23 protein-coding genes are annotated in these 23511 nt (G+C 57.4%); 20 read left to right on the top strand and 3 right to left on the bottom strand.

Annotation, left to right across the window (positions count from 1 at the left end):
- Positions 1-54 precede the first annotated feature (54 nt).
- From lpdA to ASE07_RS14595, 4 genes are all read left to right on the top strand, one after another.
- On the top strand, positions 55-1482 hold the full coding sequence (lpdA, locus tag ASE07_RS14610) for a dihydrolipoyl dehydrogenase (protein WP_057291565.1): 1428 nt from the start codon (positions 55-57) through the stop codon (positions 1480-1482).
- A 12-nt stretch (positions 1483-1494) separates the two neighbouring features.
- Positions 1495-1896 carry a hypothetical protein gene (locus ASE07_RS14605; RefSeq protein WP_057291564.1) on the top strand — a complete coding sequence of 134 codons (402 nt, stop codon included), beginning with the start codon at positions 1495-1497 and terminating at the stop codon, positions 1894-1896.
- Positions 1897-2129: 233 nt separating this feature from the next.
- Positions 2130-3227 (top strand): cell division protein ZapE, encoded by a 1098-nt coding sequence (gene zapE, locus ASE07_RS14600; protein WP_057291563.1) that lies wholly within the window; start codon positions 2130-2132, stop codon positions 3225-3227.
- Positions 3228-3254: 27 nt separating this feature from the next.
- Entirely contained in the window at positions 3255-4115 is an 861-nt protein-coding gene (locus tag ASE07_RS14595) for a hypothetical protein (protein WP_057291562.1), read from the top strand.
- A gap of 48 nt (positions 4116-4163) precedes the next feature.
- Here the strand turns inward: ASE07_RS14595 and ASE07_RS14590 are convergent, their stop codons facing one another.
- Positions 4164-4970 (bottom strand): PP2C family protein-serine/threonine phosphatase, encoded by an 807-nt coding sequence (locus tag ASE07_RS14590; protein ID WP_057291561.1) that lies wholly within the window; start codon positions 4968-4970, stop codon positions 4164-4166.
- A 259-nt stretch (positions 4971-5229) separates the two neighbouring features.
- On the opposite strand from ASE07_RS14590, the gene ASE07_RS28100 reads away from it, so the two are divergent.
- The 3 genes from ASE07_RS28100 to ASE07_RS14580 all read left to right on the top strand — a co-directional run bounded on the left by ASE07_RS28100 (position 5230) and on the right by ASE07_RS14580 (position 8563).
- A complete protein-coding gene (locus tag ASE07_RS28100) occupies positions 5230-5430 on the top strand; it encodes a YdcH family protein (RefSeq protein ID WP_082584159.1) in 201 nt (66 codons plus the stop codon).
- A gap of 32 nt (positions 5431-5462) precedes the next feature.
- The gene (locus ASE07_RS14585) at positions 5463-7502 is read left to right on the top strand and encodes an ATP-dependent DNA helicase (protein ID WP_057291773.1); all 2040 of its coding nucleotides are present in this window, start codon (positions 5463-5465) and stop codon (positions 7500-7502) included.
- Positions 7503-7633: 131 nt separating this feature from the next.
- The gene (locus ASE07_RS14580; protein ID WP_057291560.1) at positions 7634-8563 is read left to right on the top strand and encodes a flagellar brake protein; all 930 of its coding nucleotides are present in this window, start codon (positions 7634-7636) and stop codon (positions 8561-8563) included.
- A gap of 79 nt (positions 8564-8642) precedes the next feature.
- On the opposite strand, the gene ASE07_RS14575 is transcribed toward ASE07_RS14580, so the two are convergent.
- The gene (locus ASE07_RS14575; protein ID WP_057291559.1) at positions 8643-9623 is read right to left on the bottom strand and encodes an NADPH:quinone oxidoreductase family protein; all 981 of its coding nucleotides are present in this window, start codon (positions 9621-9623) and stop codon (positions 8643-8645) included.
- Positions 9624-9759: 136 nt separating this feature from the next.
- Here ASE07_RS14575 and surE point away from each other — a divergent pair, with 136 nt between their 5' ends.
- The 6 genes from surE (at position 9760) to rlmD (ending at position 15599) form a co-directional block, all read left to right on the top strand.
- Positions 9760-10497, top strand: a complete 738-nt coding sequence (surE, locus tag ASE07_RS14570; protein WP_057291558.1) for a 5'/3'-nucleotidase SurE — start codon at positions 9760-9762, stop codon at positions 10495-10497.
- Positions 10494-11360, top strand: a complete 867-nt coding sequence (locus ASE07_RS14565) for a protein-L-isoaspartate(D-aspartate) O-methyltransferase (protein WP_057291557.1) — start codon at positions 10494-10496, stop codon at positions 11358-11360. The genes surE and ASE07_RS14565 overlap by 4 nt, the downstream gene beginning before the upstream one ends.
- Before the next feature lie 53 nt (positions 11361-11413).
- A complete protein-coding gene (locus ASE07_RS14560; RefSeq protein ID WP_057291556.1) occupies positions 11414-12376 on the top strand; it encodes a peptidoglycan DD-metalloendopeptidase family protein in 963 nt (320 codons plus the stop codon).
- Positions 12377-13405, top strand: a complete 1029-nt coding sequence (gene rpoS / locus ASE07_RS14555) for an RNA polymerase sigma factor RpoS (protein ID WP_057291555.1) — start codon at positions 12377-12379, stop codon at positions 13403-13405. It begins immediately after the preceding gene.
- Positions 13402-14172, top strand: a complete 771-nt coding sequence (locus ASE07_RS14550; RefSeq protein ID WP_057291554.1) for a 3'-5' exonuclease — start codon at positions 13402-13404, stop codon at positions 14170-14172. The genes rpoS and ASE07_RS14550 overlap by 4 nt, the downstream gene beginning before the upstream one ends.
- 74 nt (positions 14173-14246) lie before the next feature.
- Positions 14247-15599 (top strand): 23S rRNA (uracil(1939)-C(5))-methyltransferase RlmD, encoded by a 1353-nt coding sequence (gene rlmD / locus ASE07_RS14545; RefSeq protein ID WP_057291553.1) that lies wholly within the window; start codon positions 14247-14249, stop codon positions 15597-15599.
- An 80-nt stretch (positions 15600-15679) separates the two neighbouring features.
- Here rlmD and ASE07_RS14540 read toward each other — a convergent pair whose 3' ends face one another.
- Positions 15680-16381, bottom strand: a complete 702-nt coding sequence (locus ASE07_RS14540; RefSeq protein ID WP_057291552.1) for a Bax inhibitor-1/YccA family protein — start codon at positions 16379-16381, stop codon at positions 15680-15682.
- Between the two features lie 270 nt (positions 16382-16651).
- Between ASE07_RS14540 and ndk the strand changes: the two genes are divergently transcribed.
- From ndk to ASE07_RS14505, 7 genes are all read left to right on the top strand, one after another.
- Positions 16652-17077 (top strand): nucleoside-diphosphate kinase, encoded by a 426-nt coding sequence (gene ndk / locus ASE07_RS14535; protein WP_057291551.1) that lies wholly within the window; start codon positions 16652-16654, stop codon positions 17075-17077.
- A 65-nt stretch (positions 17078-17142) separates the two neighbouring features.
- Complete coding sequence (rlmN, locus tag ASE07_RS14530; protein ID WP_057291550.1) at positions 17143-18312, top strand: 23S rRNA (adenine(2503)-C(2))-methyltransferase RlmN; 1170 nt, start codon at positions 17143-17145, stop codon at positions 18310-18312.
- Between the two features lie 11 nt (positions 18313-18323).
- Entirely contained in the window at positions 18324-19112 is a 789-nt protein-coding gene (gene pilW, locus ASE07_RS14525; RefSeq protein WP_057291549.1) for a type IV pilus biogenesis/stability protein PilW, read from the top strand.
- Positions 19105-20172, top strand: a complete 1068-nt coding sequence (locus ASE07_RS14520; RefSeq protein WP_057291548.1) for a helix-turn-helix domain-containing protein — start codon at positions 19105-19107, stop codon at positions 20170-20172. Before pilW ends, ASE07_RS14520 begins: the two co-directional genes overlap by 8 nt.
- 7 nt (positions 20173-20179) lie before the next feature.
- The gene (ispG, locus tag ASE07_RS14515; RefSeq protein ID WP_200960941.1) at positions 20180-21451 is read left to right on the top strand and encodes a flavodoxin-dependent (E)-4-hydroxy-3-methylbut-2-enyl-diphosphate synthase; all 1272 of its coding nucleotides are present in this window, start codon (positions 20180-20182) and stop codon (positions 21449-21451) included.
- A 32-nt stretch (positions 21452-21483) separates the two neighbouring features.
- On the top strand, positions 21484-22830 hold the full coding sequence (gene hisS, locus ASE07_RS14510; protein ID WP_057291547.1) for a histidine--tRNA ligase: 1347 nt from the start codon (positions 21484-21486) through the stop codon (positions 22828-22830).
- A gap of 11 nt (positions 22831-22841) precedes the next feature.
- Entirely contained in the window at positions 22842-23486 is a 645-nt protein-coding gene (locus ASE07_RS14505) for a YfgM family protein (RefSeq protein WP_057291546.1), read from the top strand.
- Positions 23487-23511: the final 25 nt, after the last annotated feature.

Genomic DNA, 23511 nt, shown 5'->3' with positions numbered 1-23511 from the left:
GTGTTGCCGGCACCATGCGCGCATGTCCATCCTGCGGAAAAATAGGTTAGGTATATGTCAAAAAATTTTGATGTGATCGTCATCGGCGGCGGTCCTGGCGGCTATATCGCTGCAATTCGTGCTGCACAACTCGGCTTCAGCACAGCCTGTATCGACGAATGGAAAAATGCCAAGAACGGCCCTGCGCCCGGCGGCACTTGCACCAACGTCGGCTGCATTCCCTCCAAGGCACTGCTGCAATCGTCCGAGCACTTCGAACACGCCGGTCATGCATTTGCAGACCACGGTATTGAAGTCAAAGGTCTTGGCCTTAACCTCGAGCGTATGCTTGGGCGCAAGGACACTGTCGTCAAGCAGAACAACGACGGCATTCTCTACCTGTTCAAGAAGAACAAGGTTACCTTCTTCCACGGTCGCGGCTCCTTCGTGAAGGCTGGTGCGGACGGTTACGAAATCAAGGTGGCAGGCGCTACGGAAGAAAGCATTACCGGCAAGCACATCGTCGTCGCCACCGGTTCCAACCCGCGCGCACTGGGCAACGCGCCTTTTGATGAAAAACTCATTCTCTCCAACTCCGGTGCGTTGTCCATTGATGCCGTGCCGAAGAAGCTGGGCGTCATCGGTGCCGGCGTGATCGGTCTCGAAATGGGTAGCGTCTGGCGCCGCCTCGGCGCGGAAGTCAGCGTGCTCGAAGCCTTGCCAACTTTCCTCGGTGCGGTCGATGAACAGATCGCCAAGGAAGCGCACAAGCTGTTCGTCAAGCAAGGCTTATCCATCAGCCTGGGAGTGAAGATCGGTTCGATTACGTCAGGCAAGAAAGACGTCACGGTCGAGTACACCGACGACAAGGGCGCACCGCAAAAGGCGGTATTCGACAAGCTGATCGTGTCGATTGGCCGTGTACCGAACACCATCGGTCTGAATGCCGAAGGCGTTGGCCTGCAACTCGATGAGCGCGGCTTCGTTGCCGTCGATGCCGACTGCAAGACCAACCTGCCGAATGTCTGGGCGGTTGGTGACGTAGTGCGCGGCCCGATGCTTGCTCACAAAGCGGAAGAAGAGGGTGTCGCTGTCGCCGAGCGTATTGCCGGACAGCATGGTCATGTGAACTTCAATACAATTCCCTGGGTCATATATACATCCCCGGAAATTGCATGGGTTGGCAAGACCGAGCAGCAGTTGAAGGCCGAAGGCGTCGCTTACAAGGCGGGCACTTTCCCCTTCATGGCCAATGGTCGCGCCCGCGCACTGGGAGATACCTCGGGCATGGTGAAATTCCTGGCCGATGCCAAGAGCGATGAAATCCTGGGCGTGCACATCGTCGGCCCGATGGCTTCCGAACTGATTTCCGAAGCTGTCGTGGCGATGGAATTCCGTGCATCGTCGGAAGACATTGCCCGTATCTGCCATGCGCATCCGTCCTTGTCCGAGGCAACCAAGGAAGCCGCTCTCGCGGTCGACAAACGTTCGCTTAATTTCTAGGACCCGACCGACATGCGCCACCTGATCTTGTTGCTGCCGATTGCACTTGCTGCATGCGCCTCAACGGGATCGGGCGGAAGCGGCGGCATCGCGATCGCTACCGCCGCCGGCGGTCAGAGCCTGCCTGGGGCGAACTGCATGGTGAGCACCAATGCCGGCAGCTGGAATGTCGTCACGCCGGCAACGCTAAGCGTAGGCAGTCCCAGTGGCGACCTGCGCGTGGTCTGCAACAGGCCTGGCTACCGTACCTCCGAAATCATCTATAAGCCTTCCAATCCCCTGGGCTCCAGCGTGGGCCTTGGTGCAGGTGGCGGCGGCGGAAATGTCGGTGTCGGCGTTGGCCTCAGCTTCCCCATTCGCCTCGGCGGTGGAAGTTATCCATCCCACGTTACGGTCGACATGAACCCGCAATAGTGGTGAGCCGTAGATTCGGGGACGGACGTTGGCGGGCAATGCCTATGCATTATCTGCGCAGTGCCGGTCACCCGAAGGCAGCGAAGATTGCAAACGGCTGCAGGTCCTATGTGGGCTGATCATCGGAAAGCATGTGAAGTGGGCGAGCAAGACTCGCCCATTTTCATGATGTGTACAAAGTAAGCGGCATAGCGTGCGTGTTGCGCGCAATATGTTCAAGAGTGAAGAACGATATGAATGTCAGGGAGTTTTACGAGCACGCGCTGGCGGAGCGTGGCTACAAGTCGGATGAGGCCCAACTGCGTGCGGTGAACCGCTTGCAGCAGGCCTACGATGAGTGGGTCGCGTACAAGAACCATCGCTCGAGCACTTTTCGCCGGCTGATCAACCGGCCGGAAGTGCCGCGTGGCGTGTATATGTGGGGTGGAGTAGGGCGCGGCAAATCCTTCCTGATGGATAGCTTTTATTCAGTCGTGCCCGTGGTGCGCAAGACCCGCTTGCATTTCCATGAATTCATGCGCGGCGTGCATCATCAGTTGGACGATCTGAAAGGCGTCGCAGATCCTCTCGATGAGGTCGCGCGCCGTATTGCCAAGAAATATCGTCTTATTTGCTTCGACGAATTTCATGTTTCCGACATCGCCGATGCGATGATTCTCTATAACTTGTTGAAGGCACTGTTTGATCATGGTGTTTCCTTCATCATGACTTCTAACTACGTGCCTGACGCCTTGTATCCGGATGGCTTGCACCGTGACCGCATCCTGCCCGCCATTGCATTGCTGAAGGAAAGATTGGATGTGCTCAACGTGGATGCCGGAAATGATTATCGCAAACGCGCGCTGGAGCAGGTCGAGGCCTATCATACACCCCTAGGCGCAGCAGCCGACGAAGCGCTGCGCAAGGCTTTTGCCGAGATTGCCGAGACCATCGACGATGATCCGCGCATTCATATCGAAGCGCGTGAGATCAAGGCTCTCAGGCGCGCCGGCAGCGTCGTCTGGTTTGATTTTGCCACTTTGTGCGGCGGGCCGCGTTCCCAGAATGATTATCTGGAAATCGCCAGCCGCTTTCATACTGTCATCTTGTCGAGCGTCCCGCAGATGTCGGCTGCCATGTCGTCGGAAGCGCGGCGCTTTACCTGGCTGATCGACGTCCTGTACGATCACAAAGTCAAGTTGCTGATGTCGGCGGAAGTGGAGCCAGATCAGTTATACACTGAGGGCATGCTTGCCAATGAATTCCATCGCACTGTTTCGCGGATTATCGAAATGCAATCGTCGGAATACATGCAAAGCGATCGCCGCGATGTGGCCGGTTCCATTGCATGACCTGATTTTCCAAGGGCTGTATCCAAAATGAACGCGATTCGATTTACTTTCACTTATCTCGTAGCCAGCCTGATTGCGTGCGCGGGGCACGTCGCGATGGCGCAACAGGCTACGGGCGAAGCGGGCGCAGTCCGGGCAAGCGAGGCAACCACCGCCGGCGATACCAATAGTGTCATCGGTCGCTTTCCGCCGGGCTCGATTCAGTCTGTCGAGAGCGCAGACATAGCATTGGCCGACGCCGAGAAAGAACGTTCGGCCATTGAAGCGCGTTTCACGCAGGAAAAGCAGGCATGCATGCCCAAATTTTTTGCAAGTTCCTGTGTCGATGAGGCGAAAGAACGCCGGCGTCATGCCTTGCTCAAGCTTCGCCCCGTTGAAATTGAAGCCAACACCTTCAAACGCACGGCCCGGGTCAAGTCACGCGATGAAGCGCTGGAGAAGCGTCGGCAGAAGGATGCGGACGCAGGCATCGACCGTGACGCGTCGTCAACGCCGGCACCCTTCGGCGCAGAAGCAGTGCCGCCGACTGACGCCGATGCCCGAGCGGGCCGCAAGCCGCCGAAGAAGGCAGGTGTCGATCGGGCTGCCCGTCATGAAGAACGTGTTACACGAACGCCGGAAGAAGAACGTGCGGAAGAGGCCATGCGTGCGAAGAATGTCGTCGACTATGAAAAGAAGGTAAAGGCAGCCGAAGCCCGCCAACAGGAAATCGCGCGGCGCAAGGCGGAGAAGTATCAAAAGATCGAAGAAAAGCGCAAGTTGAAGGATGGTGCCATTCAGCCGCCTGGATCGCCGTCCGCAACGTCATCGCCGACTGCCCCGAATGCGCCGGCCGCGCCAGCAACGCCAGCGACGACACCAACCCCTGCCCCAGGAAAAGCACAGTAAGCGCACAGTAAGCAGGCAATTGCAGCGGCATCCATGGCTGCAACCTGCTCAAACCGCCCGGCGCATTTTGCTGACGGTATAACTGCGCTCCTCTTTCTGCGGCTCTCCAAATTTCACGATCGCGAGTGTGCAGTTGTCGGCGGATTGCCCCGCCGCACGTTCACGTGCCTTGTTGATCAGCAGTTCCGATGCCTGCCTTGGTGTATTCACTGCGACAGCAGCCCCGAGTTCGGCATCGCTGAAATAGTGCCAGAGGCCATCCGTGCAAAGCAGGAAAGAGTCACCGGGTTTCAGGCCGTCGTAGCGGCGCACGGTCACTTCCGGCTCACTGTCATGCGAGCCGAGCGCGCTGAGCAGTACATTTGACAAATGATGATCGCGTGCCTCCGCCTTCGAAATCTTGCCCTCCCTGACCAGGCTTTCGACATAGGAGTGATCGGTAGTGCGTTCGGCGCAGTTCGGACCGTCGAAGCGGTAGAGCCGCGAATCGCCGACATGCGCCCATACCGCACTGCGCTCCGGTGTGATGACAAGAACTACCAGAGTGCTGTGCGGTTTCTTTTCGGAGGAAATGGCTGACAGCTTGATAATCGTGTGAGCGTCCCGTGCAATCGTGGCAAGCATGCCGGGGACATCATCCGTTTGCGGAGAAAACAGGTCAAAAGTCTGTTTCGCGGTACGGAGAACCTGTTCTGCGGCGAGAGCTCCGCCACTGAGACCGCCCATACCATCCGCCACGACGGCCATCAGGTATCCGGGCGCCTTGGGCGCAGTAAACAGGCCGATACGGTCCTGCTGCTCGTGGCGGTCACCGATATGTTGCGCAGTTCCTGCTTCAATCTTGTATTGGCTCATACGGAAACGTAGATTAGACTTTCTTAGGAAAAATTATTGCATGCATAAAAAGCTGTCCATGGCTTTGTAGGGTTTTGTTACATCTGTTTATGCAAATAGCAACTCCTTGTCACGATGGAAGCGAATAGACAGGTGGTCAATCAGGATTGTTTCATTACTGCATCTTCGTTTCATTTATTGTCGGGCATATCTTTTCACTGCTAGGCTTTGTGCCTTTTCCCTCTTAAAATAACGGGTTATCGCATTCCACCAATCGGCCATGATTCCAACTGAAGACATACAGCGTCGCATAATCGAGTTAGAAGTTGAGCATCGCGACCTCGATGCAGTGATCGATTTGCTCACGCGTGACGTGCTGCACGACGAACTTCAGGTGCGCCGCCTGAAAAAGCGCAAGCTTCAGCTGAAGGATCATATAACATTGTTGAAAATGCAACTAATTCCTGACGTGCCTGCATAAATACGCTCAGAAATTTCTCCAGATTGACCGCTTTGACCGACCAGATCTCCCAGTCCGCTTCGCCTGCTTCCCATCCGCCCTCGGAAAACCACGACGCTGATATTGCCCGGCTGTTCGACGCTACTGGCCCGCTCAGCCAGACTGTCGGTGGTTTTCGTCCGCGCCAGTCGCAGACCGAAATGGCCAAGGCAATTGCCGCCGCCATCGCCGGTCGCCAGACGCTGATCGCAGAGGCTGGAACAGGGACTGGAAAGACTTTCGCCTATCTCGTGCCGGCCCTTCTCTGGGGCGGCAAGGTCATATTGTCGACCGGCACCAAAAATCTGCAGGACCAACTTTACCTGCGCGACATTCCGACTGTGCGCAAGGCCTTGAATGCGCCGGTGTCGGTCGCCCTGCTGAAGGGGCGCGCCAACTACGTTTGCCATTTTCATCTCGAGCGCACGCTGCAAAACGGCCGGCTGACGTCGCGCGACGATGTTGGGTACCTGCGTGAGATATCGCGCTTCATGAAGACCACCAGTTCCGGAGATAAGGCTGAGCTGTCACGCGTGCCCGAAACCGCACCGGTCTGGAACCTTGTTACCTCGACGCGCGACACATGCATGGGTGCGGAGTGCCAGTATTATCAGGACTGCTTTGTCATGAAGGCGCGCAAGGAAGCGCAGCAGGCTGATGTGGTGGTCGTCAATCATCATCTGTTCTTTGCCGATGTCGCGCTGAAGGACAATGGCGTCGCTGAATTGCTGCCGTCGGCAAATACGATCATCTTTGACGAAGCCCACCAGTTGCCGGAAACCGCCACGCTGTTCTTTGGCGAGACAGTCTCGACTTCGCAGGTGCTGGAGCTCTGCCGCGATGTGCTGGCAGAAGGCTTGGCGCATGCGCGCGATGGTGCGGATTGGGCCAAGGTAGTTGCGACGGTCGAGCGCGCCGCACGCGATCTGCGGTTGGCCTTTCCACAGGATATCGTCAGGTTTGCGGTTAACCAGATTGCGCCGTCGAGCGCCTTCTTCCCTGCGTTGGACAAGCTGCGCGAGGAATTGCAGGGCATGACCGATGTGCTCGAGACGCAGGCAGAGCGTGCGGAGACGATAGAACAGTGCCGTTCGCGCGCCATCGAGATCGGCAACAAGCTGGCCGCATGGAATAGCGCGCAAAGCGCTGCAGCCGGCGGTGATCATCCGCACGACAAGGTACTCTGGGTCGAAGCTTTTTCTTCGTCCCTGCAGTTGCACCAGACGCCGTTATCGATCGCCCCCATCTTCAACAAGCAACGCGAAGGATCGCCGCGAGCCTGGATATTTACGTCCGCGACCCTGGCGGTCAAGAATGACTTCCATCATTACACGTCCCAGATGGGCCTCTGGAACGAACCTGCGCAGTCGTGGCCAAGTCCTTTCGACTATGGCAACCAGGGCTTGCTGTATGTGCCGGACAACCTTCCACAGCCCAATTCCTACGAGTACACCGATGCGGTTATTGACGCCGCCTTGCCAATGATTGAAGCGGCCGGTGGGCGGACCTTCCTGCTGTGCACGACGATACGCGCGGTCAATCGCGCGGCGGAACGCCTGCGCGAAGAGTTTGACAAACGCAAGCTGCCTTTCCCGCTCATGGTGCAAGGAGAATCGGGACGTACTGAATTGCTCGATCGATTCCGCGCCGCCGGTAATGCCGTCCTGATAGGAAGCCAGAGTTTCTGGGAGGGTGTCGACGTGCGCGGTGAGGCGCTGTCGCTCGTCATTATCGACAAACTGCCATTCTCGCCGCCGGATGACCCGGTGCTGGCGGCGCGCATCGACGCCATGGAAAAGAAGGGCCTGAACGGATTCGTCCACCACCAGTTGCCCGAGGCGATCATCAACCTGAAGCAGGGCGCCGGTCGCCTGATACGGGATGAACGCGATCGTGGCGTGCTGATGATCTGCGATCCGCGCCTGATCTCCAAGCCTTATGGTCGCCGCATCTGGCAAAGCCTGCCGCCGTTCACGCGCACACGCGATCCCGAGGTGGCAAAGGCTTTCTTCGACAAGCAGGCGGTGGACGCCGAGCCGGCGCTGCAGGAGTGACAAGCGTGTGGATCCTGAAGTGAGCCATACAGTCGGTTGCAAACATGCGCAAACATACGTAAACCGGCACCAAACCTCGCTATACTGACAACGTCACACGTCCCGTTAGTTAGTCTGCCTGAAGAGAGTTCATGTCCGATCCCGTCGTTTCCCTGATGCCGGTGCGTTCCGCTGATCTGGTTGTCGGCAAGCCGTTGCGTGAAACCATCTATGACTGGCATGGCAATATGTTGCTTGCTGCGGGATACGTGCTCGAAAATCAGGCGCAGGTCGACGAGCTGATCGATAACGGATTCATCAAGGATTCAGCCTGGGATGTGATCCCGACGGCACCGCGCCCATCAATGCCAATGGCACAGTCGAAGAAACCCGTCGTGGCCGAGCCGCCGAAAGAAGAAAACAACGCCGGCAAGGAAGTCGTTGTCGCCATGGACGATGTGCGCTGGTATGTCGGCGAGACCCTCTATCTTCAGCTGATCGACAATTCGGCCGTGCGATACACGGTGCGCATGATCGGCTTCGTGAAGAACAAGACTGTGTTTGTTACGGCGCCGGTCACGGACGGAAAATTTGAATTTGTACGGGATGGACAGACCTTCGTCGTGAGGGCTTTTTCCGGCAAAAAAGCGTATGCCTTTGTCACGGCGGCAGTGAAGTCGGTGCATTCTCCGCATCCGTACCTGCATCTCGCTTATCCGAAGGAAGTACGCTGCACCGTGGTTCGCAAGGGCGTCAGGGCGGAAGTCGACATTATCGCGGCCGTATCACTTGGGTCTCCGGAGCGATCCTGCGCAGCCATCATCACGGACCTCAGCATGGGAGGCGCTTCCGCAACGATCAAGCAAATGATCGGGTCGAAAGGCGATGAGGGCCAGATTAAATTCAAGGTGCGCGCCGCTGGGCAGGATGAATTCCTGAACCTCAAGATGGTCTTGCGTTCAGTGGCGCCGTCGGAAAACGGTGAAGGTTTCAAGCACGGCTTTGAATTTGTGGATGTGTCCATCCACGACCGACTGATTCTGTCGGCCTTTGTTCATCAGACCCTCGCGGAAGGGGATTGAAAGGAAAGTCTCCGGCACGGGTGGCCGGAGCGGCTCTGGGCACCGGTCCAGGACGCCATCTGTCCCGAACCGGACTGCCTTACCTCTGCGGCTGAATCACAACCTTGCCAGTCACCTTGCGTGCCGCCATATCGTTGAGTGCTTGCGCGGTGTCCGCCAATGCATATCGGCCGGAGATATGCGGCCGGATTTTTCCTTCCGCCATCCAGGTCATCAGTTCACGCATCGCGGCAAGATTCGCCTTCGGCTCGCGGCGCGCAAATTCGCCCCAGAATACGCCAACAATCGATGCGCCTTTGAGCAGGGACAGGTTCAGTGGCAACTTCGGAATTTCACCATTGGCAAATCCGACCACGAGGTAGCGGCCGCGCCATCCGATCGAACGGAATGCCGGCTCCGCATAGATGCCGCCGACCGGATCATAGATCACGTCCGGACCTTTGCCGTCTGTCGCCGCCTTGATGGCTTCGCGCAAATCCTGTGTGGAGTAATTGATTGTCGCATCCGCACCGTGGTCTTTGCACACCGCCAGTTTCTCATCGGTGGAAGCCGCTGCAATGACGCGTGCGCCGAGTGCCTTGCCGATTTCGATTGCCGCAAGTCCGACACCGCCTGCAGCACCCAGAACCAGCATGGTTTCGCCCGCTTTCAACTGCGCGCGGTCCACGACGGCGTGATGCGAAGTGCCATAAGTCAGTGTGACCGCAGCGGCGGTATCAAAATCCAATCCGGGCGGCATGGGCATGACGAGTTGCGCGGGGACGGCGATCTGCTGCGCAAATGCGCCCTGGCTGACAAAGGCCAGCACCTTGTCGCCAACCTTCACGTTCGTGACGCCGTCACCGACGGCGCGAATGACGCCGGCCAGTTCGCTTCCCGGGGTGAAAGGCAGTTCCGGCTTGAATTGGTACTTGTTCTGGATGATCAGTACGTCAGGAAAATTAACGCCCGCTGCCTGCACGTCGATGGCCACCTGCCCCGGGCCGGGAACCACATCGGGCAGTTCCTCTACAACCAAAGTATCGGGAAGTCCCCATGTTTTGCAGAGGATCGCTTTCATTGTGTCTCCTTATTGTCAGTCATTGTCAATGGTTCAAAAAAGAACGATCGTTTTATTCTAGGCTTATGCCGCAAAATGTCAACATCACGGCTGTTTACGATGCGGAGCGCAGCGATCCATCAGGTAAAATTCCCGTATGAAAATTCTTGTTAGTAACGACGACGGATATCTTGCGCCAGGTATCGTGGCCCTGGTCGAAGCACTGAGCCGGATCGCGGAAATTGTCGTTGTCGCACCCGACAGCAACCGTTCAGGCAGTTCCAATTCATTGACGCTGAATCGGCCGCTTTCCGTGCAGCGCGCGGAGAATGGCTTCTATTTTGTCAATGGTACGCCTTCCGACTGCGTGCACGTTGCGCTCACAGGCGGGCTTGCCTTCAAGCCGGACCTGATCGTCTCAGGCATCAATCAGGGGCAGAACATGGGCGATGATACGCTGTACTCAGGAACGGTCGCTGCTGCCACCGAAGGCTTCCTGTTCGGCATTCCGGCGATAGCATTTTCACAGGCCAACCCAGGGTGGGCGCATCTGGATTCGGCGGCGCGCATTGCACGGGAGTTCGTGGAGCAGCGTTCGGGTGTGCTGGCCGGTCCGTATCTGTTGAACGTGAACATTCCGAACCTGCCTTATGAAGAGATCAAGGGACTTGCGGCCACGCGTCTTGGCAAGCGACATGAATCCGAACCTGTGATCAAGACACAGGATCCGCACGGCCGCGAAATATTCTGGATCGGGCCTGCCGGCAAGGCAAAGGATGCGGGCGAGGGCACCGACTTTCATGCGGTCGCCAACGGATTTGTCTCGGTAACGCCGCTCCAGATCGACCTGACGCATGGCGCCCAACTGGAATTGCTCAGGCGAGGATTGTCATGACTGACAAGGACAAGCGCTTTCCCTTGCCGCTGTCATCCGTAGTGGAAAAATCCCGCAAGGCCGCGCAAGCGACCCCCGCATCAGCCAAGGTCGCGACACCGCAAACGGCAACCCAGAATGCCGCCCGCAATATGCAGCGCGCACCGGTGTCCTCCGCGCTGCCGCCTGCCGCGCCGCCACGTGCTGCGCCGCAGGCAATCCCGTCGAACAGGGCAAACGCACTGGTGTCCGACGCCGTGCGCACCGCCATGGTGACGCGTGTTGCCAGGCAGGGTGTCAAGGATAGCAAGGTACTCGCCGCGCTGGACGCCGTGCCGCGCCACATGTTCGTCGAGCCCGGGCTGTGGAGTCAGGCTTACATTGATGCATCCTTGCCCATCGGTCATCATCAGACCATTTCACAACCGTATATCGTCGCACGCATGATTGAAGTCATGCGTGCCAACGGCAATGGCGGCGTACTGGGCAAGGTGCTGGAAATCGGCACCGGCTGCGGCTATCAGGCCGCGGTCCTGTCCCTGGTGGCGAAGGAAGTTTATTCCATTGAGCGCATCAAACCCTTGCATGAACTTGCCAAATCCAACCTGCGGCCGTTGAGGATTGCTAATATCCGGTTGCAGTATGGAGATGGTATGCTTGGGCTTCCGCAAGCGGCACCTTTCGACGGCATCATCCTGGCCGCCGCAGGGATGGAGGTGCCACAGGCTTTACTGGACCAGATGAGTATCGGCGGCAGGCTGGTTGCACCGGTCGGCGCACGCCATCAGGTCCTGCAACTCATCGAACGCGTCAGCAAATTCGAGTGGATCAATACGACACTCGAAGACTGCCATTTCGTCCCCTTGCGCCCGGGTGTCATGTGAACCTGGCGCCAGTTGGAGTGCGACTGCTGTCGCAAAATGTTAATAGTATGAGAATGAGAAAAATACGTTTGCTGTTTATCGCTGCCTTGCCCGTGTTGTTAGCCGCCTGTACGACGGCGCGCGGACCTGCGCCCGTCTATGACCGGCCGGTGGCCCCACGGGGTGCCGAGGCGCCGAAACCGCCTGCTCCGGCAGTCGTCCCGCCCGCCGCTGCGACAGGGCAAAGAACTGAAAACCGGGGCTACTACACGGTACGCAAAGGGGATACGCTGCTGCAGATTGCGCTTGATTTCGGTCAGAATTATCGCGATCTGGTCACCTGGAACAATCTTGCCAATCCGAACGACATCAAGGTTGACCAGCAATTGCGCGTCCTGCCGCCGGATGGTTCTCAACCGCCGGCCAATGCCACTGTGAGCCCGGGCACCGAGGTGCGTCCGCTGCCCGGCGCAACGGCCGGATCAGCGGTCCACAAGACGGGTCCTCGCGGGGAAAAGCGGCCGTATTCCGATGCCGCGCTCGCGGAGATGCAAAAGCCGGAATCCGCCACCACCCCAAGTGCACCGGCAACGGCCGCCATCCCGAAACCCGAGGTGCCAAAAACGACGGAGAAAACGCCGGAAGTACCGCATGCACAGGGGACTGAAGAAGACAACATTGCATGGATCTGGCCGGCGGAAGGGCGGGTCATTTCCGGCTTCAGCGAGGGCAGGCGCGGTATTGATATTGCCGGCAAGATGGGGCAGCCTGTTGTAGCGGCGGGCGCGGGTAAAGTGCTGTATGCTGGCAGTGGAATTCGCGGCTACGGAAATCTGGTGATTGTGAAACACTCCAACAATCTCTTGTCCGCGTATGCCCACAACAAAACCATCTTCGTTAAAGAAGATCAAAATGTCAGCAAAGGTCAGAAAATTGCAGAAATGGGTAATTCCGACACCGATGAGGTGAAACTGCATTTTGAAATACGTCAGCAAGGTAAACCGGTAGATCCCTCAAAATTTTTGCCAAGCCGCTAAATGAACCGCAACCCTCACGATCCGCTGGATGATGATGCATCGCCGGATGACATGTCCGAAGGCATGTCTCTGCATGGAGGCAGCGACGGTGATGGGCCGCTGATCGACGACGTGGATGCGGAGCAGGGGGAAGGGGTGGTCGTCCCGGTGGCGGACCCGGTCGATGAGCTCAAGACAGTCCTCGCCGCCGAGCTCTCCACCGACACGACACAGCACTATCTGAACCAGATCGGCGCACGTCCGCTGCTCAAGGTGGAAGAGGAAGTGCATTACGCTACGCTGGCCAAGCAGGGTAATTTCGAGGCCCGGCAAAAAATGATCGAACACAACCTGCGCCTGGTTGTCTCGATTGCAAAGCATTACATCAATCGCGGCGTCGTGCTGCTAGACCTCATTGAAGAGGGTAATCTCGGCCTGATGCGCGCCATCGACAAGTTCGAGCCCGAACGCGGCTTTCGCTTTTCCACCTATGCGACGTGGTGGATCCGCCAGAGCATCGAGCGTGCAATCATGAATCAGGCACGTACCGTGCGTTTGCCGGTGCATATGGTGCGCGAACTCAACCAGATCCTGCGCGCCAAGTATCACCTTGAAGCGCAGCATCATGACGGCAAGGATGCCACTGCCGAGGATATTGCCCATTTGGTCGACCGTCCGGTCGAAGATGTGCAGGACATCCTGGCACTGTCCGAACACGCCACATCCCTCGATGCGCCGCTCGATAACGATCCGCAGGCCAGCCTGATGGATATGTTGCCAGGCGATGCAGACGACGGGCCGGATTCTCGTGCGGAGCATCATGAGATGATGGTCCTGGTGCGTGACTGGCTCAAGAAACTCCCGGACAAGCAACGCATCGTCATCGTGCGTCGCTTTGGCCTCGATAACGACGATCCGGCAACGCTGGAAGAACTTGCGTCCGAAATGAGCGTTACCCGCGAACGTGTGCGGCAAATCCAGCAGGAAGCGCTGGTCAAACTCAAGCGCGCGCTGACCGCCCGCGGTGTCGGCAAGGACGCCTTGTTGTGATTCCGGTTTTGGTGTTTGACATCGAGACGATTCCCGATGTGGAGGGCTTGCGCACCTTGCATGGGCATGCGTCATCCATGACGGATGAGGAAGTCGCCGAAGCCGCCTTCGCCGCGCGCCGCGAAAAGACCAAATCCGATTTTCTGCCGCATCACCTGCATCGTGTCGCCGCCATCTCCTGCGTCTTTCGCGATGACGACGGTTTTCGCGTCCGATCGCTCGGGACGCTGGAAGACACCGAACCCAAGCTGGTGAATGACTTTTTTCGCATCATCGACAAGTACACGCCGCAGCTGATTTCCTGGAACGGCTCAGGTTTTGATATGCCGGTCCTGCACTATCGGGCCATGATCAGTGGCGTGACTGCTTCGCGCTATTGGGAAATGGGTGAGGAAGACCGCGACTTCAAGTGGAACAACTACCTGAGCCGTTACCATACCCGTCATCTCGACCTGATGGACCTGCTCGCCCTGTACACCGGCCGCGCGAATGCGCCGCTTGATGACTTGGCCAAACTATGCGGTTTTCCCGGCAAGCTTGGTGTGGATGGTTCCCAAGTCTGGGCACTGTTTGCCGAAGGCCGCCTGAAGGAAATCCGCGACTATTGCGAAACCGACGTGGTCAATACCTACCTGGTATATTGCCGTTTCCTGCTGATGCGCGGTGCCATGACCAAGGAAAGCTACGAAGAAGAAATGGCGCTGGTGCGCGATTCGTTGGCCAACTTGGATGGGCCTCACTGGAAGGAATACCTGGCCGCGTGGTAACCTGTGCGCCTGCGCACATTTCTCAATCTTCTCTTTTATGTCGGGCGCATCCGTCCGGCATTTCAAATTTTTCTATGCAGCACAGCACGATTGTTATTGAATCCCTCGATATGGAAGGCCGCGGAGTCGGTCATTTGCAGAACGAGGATGGCACGCCTGGCAAGGTTATTTTTGTCGAAGGAGCATTGCCCGGGGAGCGTGTGAGCTTTCAGTCATTTCGCAAGAAGCCGAAATGGGAAGCTGCCACACTGACCGAGTTGCACAATGAATCCTCGCTGAGGGTCACGCCGAAGTGCGTGTATTTCGGCACCTGCGGCGGCTGCGCCATGCAGCATCTGGAGCCCTCCGCACAGGTGGCGATGAAGCAGCGTGTCCTGGAAGATAATCTTTGGCATATTGGCAAGGTCCGTGCGGAACGGATGTTGCGCCCCATTTATGGGCCGACCTGGGGATACCGCTATCGCGCACGCCTTTCGGTTCGCAATGTACAGAAAAAAGGTGGCGTGCTGGTCGGCTTTCATGAGCGCAAGTCATCATTTATTGCAGACATGAAGACCTGTGAAATCCTGCCGCCGCATGTATCGGCCATGCTCGTGCCATTACGTCATTTGGTGCAGTCGCTATCGATCTTTGACCAGATGCCGCAGATTGAATTGGCTGTCGGCGAAAGCGTCACCGCTCTGGTATTGCGCATCATGGCACCGCTGACGGTGCAGGACGAAGCATTGCTGCGTTCTTTTGCCGATGAGTACAAGATACAGTGGTGGCTGCAGCCAAAGGGGCCGGATACAGCCTATCCGTTCTATCCGACCGACATCGAGTTGAACTACGTGTTGCCGGAATTCGGTGTAAAGATGCCGTTCAAGCCAACCGATTTCACCCAGGTCAATCATCACATCAACCGTGTACTGGTGGCTCGCGCATTGCGCCTGCTCGATGTACAGCCTGAAGACCGTGTTGCCGACCTGTTTTGCGGTCTTGGCAACTTCACCTTGCCATTGGCAACGCAGGCCCGCGAGGTGGTTGGTATTGAAGGCAGTACGGCGTTGACCGAGCGTGCGCTCGGCAATGCAAGAACCAATAGTCTCGACAAGAAAACCAGTTTCCATTGCCGAAACTTATTTGAAGCAAAGACTGAAGACTTTATTGCTCTTGGCAAATTCGACCGTATGCTGATCGATCCGCCGCGCGAAGGTGCGATGGATGTATGTCAGGCAATTGTCGGATTGGCCGAGTCACACGCCGACATGCGCCCAAAGCGCATTGTCTATGTGTCATGCAGTCCTTCGACACTCGCACGGGACGCTGGCTACCTGGTGCATCAGGGAGGATATCGATTAACACAGGCTGGAGTCGTCAACATGTTCCCGCACACGGCCCACGTGGAGTCGATTGCCGTATTCGATTTGCCGGAAGAGTCTGTCTGACCGGACCGGCTGGACCGGACAGGAAGCAATAAAAAAGCCGATCAGATGATCGGCTTTTTTATTTGTGGACAGCGGGAATGTTAGTCGCGACTACCGCCCGCAATGCCCAGCAAAGCCAGCAGGTTGGTGAAGATGTTATAGACGTCGAGATAAATCGCCAGGGTCGCAGTGATGTAATTGGTTTCGCCGCCATTAATGACCTGCTGCACATCGTAAAGGATGTAGGCCGAGAAGATGGCAATGGCGAGTACCGAAATTGCCAGGTACAGGGCCGGCATTTGCAGGAAAATATTAGCCAGTGCCGCAACCAGGATCACCAATACGCCGGCAAACAGCCATTTGCCAAGCCCCGAAAAGTCGCGCTTGGAGACAGTGGCGATCGTCGCCATGCCGGCAAAGATTGCCGCCGTGCCGCCGAACGCAGTCATGATCAGTTGCGACCCATTCGAAAAGCCCAGGGTATAGCTGATGAGGCGCGAAAGCATCAACCCCATGAAGAAGGTAAACCCAAGCAGAATGGCAACCCCCAGCCCTGAATCCTTGGTTTTTTCGATTGCATAGAAGAAGCCGAAGGCAATTGCCAGAAAGGCAACGAAGCCGATCATCGGGCTTCCGGAGAAGAGCGAAAAACTGAACTGCACGCCCACCCACGCCCCGATCACGGTGGGGATCATGGAAATGGCAAGCAGCCAGTAGGTATTGCGCAGCACACGGTTGCGTACGGCCAGTACGTCGGTCGTTGCGCCATAGCTGTGTTGGCTGTGTTGAATGTTTCGTTCCATATTGCCTCCGGTGAAGTTACTTGCTACGTTACCGAACAATCACAGTCCTGATGAGTATTCACGAGTACTGAAAATATTAACAGTATTGACAGCATAGCATGCGGGTAAATACAAAATTCTAGGATACGTGGAACCAAGCGAAGTTCGGCCCCTCAAACCGCTCTGGCTTTGAGGAAACCCCTTGTGAAAGGGCTTTCGTGCTAAAATAGAAGGTTAGTTGATTTCTCAATTATTAACCTTAACCCTTTCATTTTATTGGAGTTTTTACAGATGGCAATCGAGCGCACCCTGTCGATCATCAAACCGGACGCAGTCGCAAAAAACGTGATCGGTCAGATTTACACCCGTTTTGAGAACGCTGGCCTGAAGGTCATCGCCGCACGCATGGCGCAACTGTCCCGTGCTGAAGCGGAAGGCTTCTATGCAGTGCACCGCGAGCGCCCCTTCTTCAAGGATCTGGTCGACTTCATGGTTTCCGGCCCGGTCATGATTCAGGTACTCGAAGGCGAAAACGCGATTGCCAAGAACCGCGAACTGATGGGCGCAACCGACCCGAAGAAAGCAGACAAAGGCACGATCCGAGCTGACTTCGCCGACTCCATCGATGCCAACGCCGTGCACGGCTCCGATGCTGACGAAACCGCCAAAGTCGAAATCTCGTATTTCTTCCCGGCACTGAACGTTTATTCCCGCTAATTGAAACCCCCGTTTGCCCTGACCGCCTTTCATGATCGGGGCAAACAACATGATGAAGACTTGCCATGACGGACCTCACCAACCTGCTGGATCTCGATCCCGCGCAACTCGTTGCCTACTGCGGCGAGTTGGGTGAGAAACCGTTTCGCGCCAAGCAATTGCAGCGCTGGATTCACCAGTTCGGCGCCAGCGATTTCGATGCAATGACCGACCTCGCGAAGTCCTTGCGCGACAAGCTCAAAACACGCGCGACGATTTCTGCCCCCGCAATTATCAGTGATCATACCTCTGCTGACGGCACCCGCAAGTGGCTGCTTGATGTGGGGCAGGGCAACGCGGTCGAAACCGTATTCATTCCCGAAGAAAACCGCGGCACGCTGTGCATCTCGACGCAAGCGGGCTGTGCCGTCAATTGCCGCTTCTGTTCAACCGGCAAGCAAGGCTTTAACCGCAATCTGACAGTCGGGGAAATTATCGGCCAGTTGTGGATGGCCGAATTTGAATTGCGTCGCACCAAGGGTATCGAGCCCGGGCCCAAAGGCGAACGCCAGATCACCAATGTGGTGATGATGGGCATGGGTGAGCCTCTGCTCAATTTCGAGCCGACCGTGACAGCGCTCAAGCTGATGCTTGACGATAACGCTTATGGCTTGTCGCGCCGTCGCGTGACCGTGTCCACCAGCGGCGTGGTCCCGATGATGGACAAGCTCTCACAGGAATGCCCGGTCGCACTGGCTGTCTCGCTGCACGCGTCCAATGATGCGCTGCGCGATGGACTAGTGCCGCTGAACAAGAAATATCCGCTGTCCGACCTGATGGCGGCTTGCCGCCGCTACCTGGAATTTGCGCCGCGCGATTTTGTTACCTTTGAATATTGCATGCTCGACGGCGTCAACGACACCGACCAGCATGCGCGTGAACTCGTCGCGCTGGTCCAGGATGGTGCAGAGCCGGTGCCGTGCAAGTTCAATCTGATTCCTTTCAATCCCTTCCCCGAATCGGGCCTGAAGCGATCGAACAATCCGCGAATCAAGGCGTTTGCGCAAATCCTGATGGATGCCGGCATCGTCACCACGATTCGCAAGACACGCGGCGATGACATCGACGCGGCCTGCGGCCAGCTTGCCGGCGAAGTGCAGGATCGTACCCGCGTGCAGGAGCGTATGCAAAAAATGGCTGAGTACCAGAAAAAATTTGGTAAGGATTTTGGACGTATCGTCGAGGTGCCGCGGTGAGGCGCATCCCGATGCGAAGGTGGTATGCAGCGACAGCCGCCGCCCTGGTCCTGTTGAGCGGCTGTGCCGCCACGCCCGGTGCTGGAAGCGGGCAGGGTGAGTTGCTTACAAGTTCAGACCAGACGGATAACCAGAAACGGGCGCGTATCCGCCTGCAACTTGCGGTTGGCTATTATGAGCAGCGCCAGCCTGCGGTTGCATTGGACGAGCTCAAGCAAGCTCTTGCGGCCGATCCGGATTTTGCCGATGCCTATAGCATGCGCGGTTTGATTTACATGGACATGAGCGAGAACAAGCTGGCAGAAGATAACTTTCGGCACGCGCTCCGCCTTGCTCCGAACTCGCCGGACTTCAATAACAATTACGGCTGGTTCCTTTGTCAGACCGGGCGTGAGCAGCAATCCATCAGCTTTTTCGACACAGCACTGAAGAATCGGTCGTACCAATCGCCGAACAAGGCATTGAACAATGCCGGTATGTGCAGCATGAAGCTGAAAGACAAGGTTGCAGCCGAGCGCTATTTTTCCCAAGCCTTTCAATACGACCCGGGCAATCCGTCGACCAACGTCAATCTTGCCCAGCTGTATTATGAGCGTCAGGACTATGAGCGCGCCCGCTTCTATATCGGACGGGTGATGAAGGCAGATGTCATGTCTCCGGACGTACTGTGGCTGGCGATCAAGATCGAACACAGACTCGGCGACCGCGCAGCGGAAGCAAGCCTGGCTACCCAATTGCGTCGTCGTCACGCCGGATCCGCCGAATACGCGGCTTATCAACGTGGAGCATTCAATGAGTGAGCCAGGAGTCAATGATCCGGCGATGCCTGAACATATGCCCACTGATCATACTGCCCCTGTTTCACCCGGCGCGCAGCTTGCCGCTTACCGGCAGGAGCGCGGGTGGACCATCGAACAGGTTGCCAGCCAGCTGAACCTGGCGCCACGTCAGGTGGCGGCAATCGAGGCGGATGACTACCCAGCCCTTCCCGGCATGGCCATTGTGCGCGGTTTCGTCCGCCAGTACGCCAAGCTGCTGCAGGTTGACGCTACACCGCTGCTGGCATCTCTGGGCGGCGAAACCGTATTGGCGCATGAATCGATCCGGCCTCGTCAGTCATTGTCGACACCGTTCTCGGAGGCGAGATTGCCGTCGATGACAGAGCGCCACGGCGCGTCGTCGCGCTGGCTGCTTGGCGCCTTGCTGCTGGTCGTGGCCGGTGCGGCCGCATGGGCGCTGCTCAAGGACCAAAACCTTGCAGACATGTCTGACGCTGCAACGTCACAAGTCAAGAGTGGCATAGCACAGATGACGTCGCAGGGCGGGGCCCATCAGTCCACGGGCACAGCTTCGGCGCCAGTGACGAGTGAACCTGCCGCCCCTGCTGCGTCGGTCGATGCAGGCAACCCGGTTGCAGAACCGGCACGCGATGTAGCGCCAGAGAATGCGCAGACCGATGCGGCGGCTCCCGCGACAGCGCAATCCGACCGCAACGCCATTACACCAAGTCAGCCCGCGATCACTGGCTCTTCCGCTACAACACCAACCGGCCAGGCTGGTCAGTCGGGCGCCGTGCAGTCATCAATGCCTGCCGCAGGTGCAACCGTGGCGTCTCCTGGCAAAGACGTACTGTTAATCAAGGCCAGACAGGATTCCTGGCTTGAAATCAAGCCCGAGGGCGCTGCCAAGCCTGCGGTGTCGCGTCTCCTGAAAGCCGGCGAATCGGAGACATTCGAAGTTACAGGACCCGTTTCCGTTGTGATCGGCAATGCCGCGGGGGTCGATGCAACCCTGCGTGGCTCTGCAATCGAGCTTAAGGCTCCGGGCAGTGGCAACGTCGCCCGTCTAAAGCTGAAATAAGAACCGTATGTCGATAGTCAATTCTCCTATTACCTCCGGTCCGCTTGCGCGGCGTGTCAGGCGTGGCGTCGCAATTCGCTATGGCGCTCGGGAAGTGCTGGTCGGCGGCAATGCACCGGTGGTCGTGCAATCCATGACCAATACCGATACCGCCGACGCGATCGGCACGGCCATTCAGGTCAAGGACCTGGCACGCGCCGGCTCGGAACTGGTAAGGATCACGGTCAATAATCCCGAAGCCGCCGCCGCGGTTATTGCCATTCGCGAGCAGCTCGACAAGATGGGCATCGACGTGCCTCTGGTTGGCGACTTCCATTACAACGGCCATAAGCTGCTTACCGATTTTCCCGAGTGTGCACAGGCATTGTCCAAGTACCGCATCAATCCGGGTAATGTAGGGCAGGGCGCAAAGCGCGATACGCAGTTTGCGCAAATGATCGAAGTGGCATGCAAATACGACAAGCCAGTTCGCATCGGCGTCAACTGGGGCAGCCTTGACCAGTCGCTGCTGGCGCGTATCATGGATGAAAATGCTCAGCGTGCTGAGCCGTGGTCGGCACAAGCTGTCATGTACGAAGCGCTGGTTACTTCGGCCATTGAAAATGCGCAGCGCGCCGAAGAGATCGGCCTCGCAGGCGACAAGATCATCCTTTCGTGCAAGGTATCCGGCGTGCAGGATCTGATTGCCGTATATCGCGAACTCGCACGCCGCTGCGATTACCCGCTACATCTCGGATTGACCGAAGCCGGCATGGGCAGCAAGGGTATCGTCGCCTCGACAGCCGCTTTGTCCGTCCTCCTGCAGGAGGGCATAGGCGATACGATCCGCATCTCGCTGACGCCCGAACCGGGTGGCGACCGCACCAGGGAAGTCGTGGTCGGCCAGGAAATCCTCCAGACCATGGGGCTGCGTAAATTTACACCCATGGTCATTGCCTGCCCTGGCTGCGGACGTACGACCTCCACGGTGTTCCAGGAGTTGGCCGACCGGATCCAGACTTACCTCAGGGATCAGATGCCGCTGTGGAAAAAAGAATATCCCGGTGTCGAGAACATGAATGTCGCCGTGATGGGTTGCATCGTCAACGGTCCAGGCGAATCCAAGCATGCCAACATTGGTATCAGCTTGCCCGGTACCGGTGAATCGCCCGCGGCCCCCGTATTCGTCGACGGCGAAAAGAAAGTCACACTGCGCGGCGATCATATCGCCGAAGAATTCCAGGCTATCGTCCTGGACTATGTGAAGACACGTTATGGTAAAGAAGCGGCTGCCGCCTGAGGCGCCGCGTAGAGAGCGTTCACTGAAACAGAATGTCAGAAAATAAAAAAGCAGAAAAAATCGTCGGCGTAAAAGGGATGAACGATATCCTGCCGAGCGATGCAGCGCTGTGGGAACTGTTCGAGAATACCGTGCAATCGGTCCTCAAGAGCTATGGCTTCCAGCAGATCCGTACGCCTATCGTCGAACCGACCGCCTTGTTCGCACGCGGCCTGGGCGCCGTCACGGACATCGTTGAGAAAGAGATGTACTCTTTCGTCGATTCCATGAATGGTGATCACCTGACCCTGCGCCCGGAAAGTACCGCCGGCGTGGTGCGTGCCGCGCTCGAACACAACCTGACCTATGACGGACCAAAACGTCTATGGTACATGGGGCCGATGTTCCGCCACGAAAAACCGCAGCGTGGCCGCTATCGCCAGTTCCATCAGGTAGGAGCCGAAGCGCTCGGATTTACCGGTCCTGACGTCGATGCCGAATTGATCATGCTGTGTCAGCGCCTGTGGGATGATCTCGGCCTGCAAGATATCCGGCTCGAGCTGAATTCCATCGGCAATGCCGACGAACGCAGCCGTCATCGCGCCGACCTCGTCGCCTACTTCGAACAGCACAAGGAACTGCTGGATACCGATGCCCAGCGTCGCCTGCAATCCAATCCGCTGCGCATCCTCGATACCAAGAATCCGACGATGCAGCAAATGGTCAATGCGGCGCCAAAGCTGCTCGATTATCTCGGCGAGGAATCGCGCGCCCACTTTGAAGGTGTGCAAAAAATCCTGCGCCACAACAACATTCCGTTCACCATCAATCCGCGCCTTGTACGCGGCATGGACTACTACAACCGTACCGTGTTCGAGTGGGTTACCGACCAGCTTGGATCGCAGGGAACAGTTTGCGGCGGCGGACGCTATGACCCGCTGATCGAAATGTTTGGTGGCAAGCCCACGCCGGCGTGTGGCTTCGCGATTGGTGTCGAACGTCTGCTTGAACTGCTGAAAGCCAATGGCGAGCAATACGTACCCAACCAGTGCGACGTCTACGTTGTGCATCAGGGCGAAGCTGCACAGCTTCAGGCCTTCGTGGTAGCGGAGCGTTTGCGCGATGCCGGCCTTGATGTGATTCTCAACTGCGCCTCGTCCTCCGGCGGAAGCAGCTTCAAATCCCAGATGAAACGTGCCGACGCCAGCGGCGCTGGCTATGCGGTCATCATCGGCGACGACGAAGTCGCCCAGGGAGTTGCCGCGGTCAAGAATCTGCGCGCCGAAGAAGCCGACAACAATCAAGTCACCGTCCCGCTCGAATCGGTCGCCGCCCACGTGCTCGACCAGATCGTCTGCGGTGACGGATGCGACGATCCGACTCACCACCATCATCACTGAGCAGAAATATCATGGCATACGATCTCGAAGAACAAGAACAGCTGGCGTCACTGAAGTCGTGGTGGAGTCAGTACGGTAATCTCGTCACCTGGCTGCTCATCATCGCACTTGCCGCTTATGCCGCATGGACCGGCTGGAATACCTACCAGCGCAATCAGGCTACGCAAGCCGCGCAACTTTACGAAGAACTGCAAAAGGGTGTCACCGCAAAGGACAATCAAAAAGTGCAACGCGCAGCCGGTGACATCACTTCTCGCTTCGGCAAAACCGCCTATGCGCAAATGGGCGCATTTGCTGCCGCCAAAAGCGCCTTCGAAGCAGGTGATCTGAAAGCGGCCAAAACACACCTGCAATGGGTCATCGATAACGGCAGCGACGAGTACAAAGCCATCGCAAAAATCCGCCTCGCCGGCGTGCTGCTCGACGAAAAGGCCTACGATGACGGACTTAAACTGCTGTCCGGAGACTTCCCTGAGCAGTTCGCCGGTGCGGTCGCCGACCGCAAGGGAGATATTCTCGTCGCACAATCCAAGATCGACGAGGCAAGGGCCGCCTACAAGACAGCTCTCGACAAGACAAATGAGCAAAACCCGGCACGCCAGTTGATCCAGCTGAAACTGGACGCGATCGGCGGCGCAGCCAAAGCGGCAGCCTAAAATCAAAAATCAAGAACAAGGGGAA

This window comes from Noviherbaspirillum sp. Root189 (assembly GCF_001428545.1).
Classification (GTDB): domain Bacteria; phylum Pseudomonadota; class Gammaproteobacteria; order Burkholderiales; family Burkholderiaceae_D; genus Noviherbaspirillum.
This window is presented reverse-complemented; position numbering and strand designations above follow the sequence as displayed.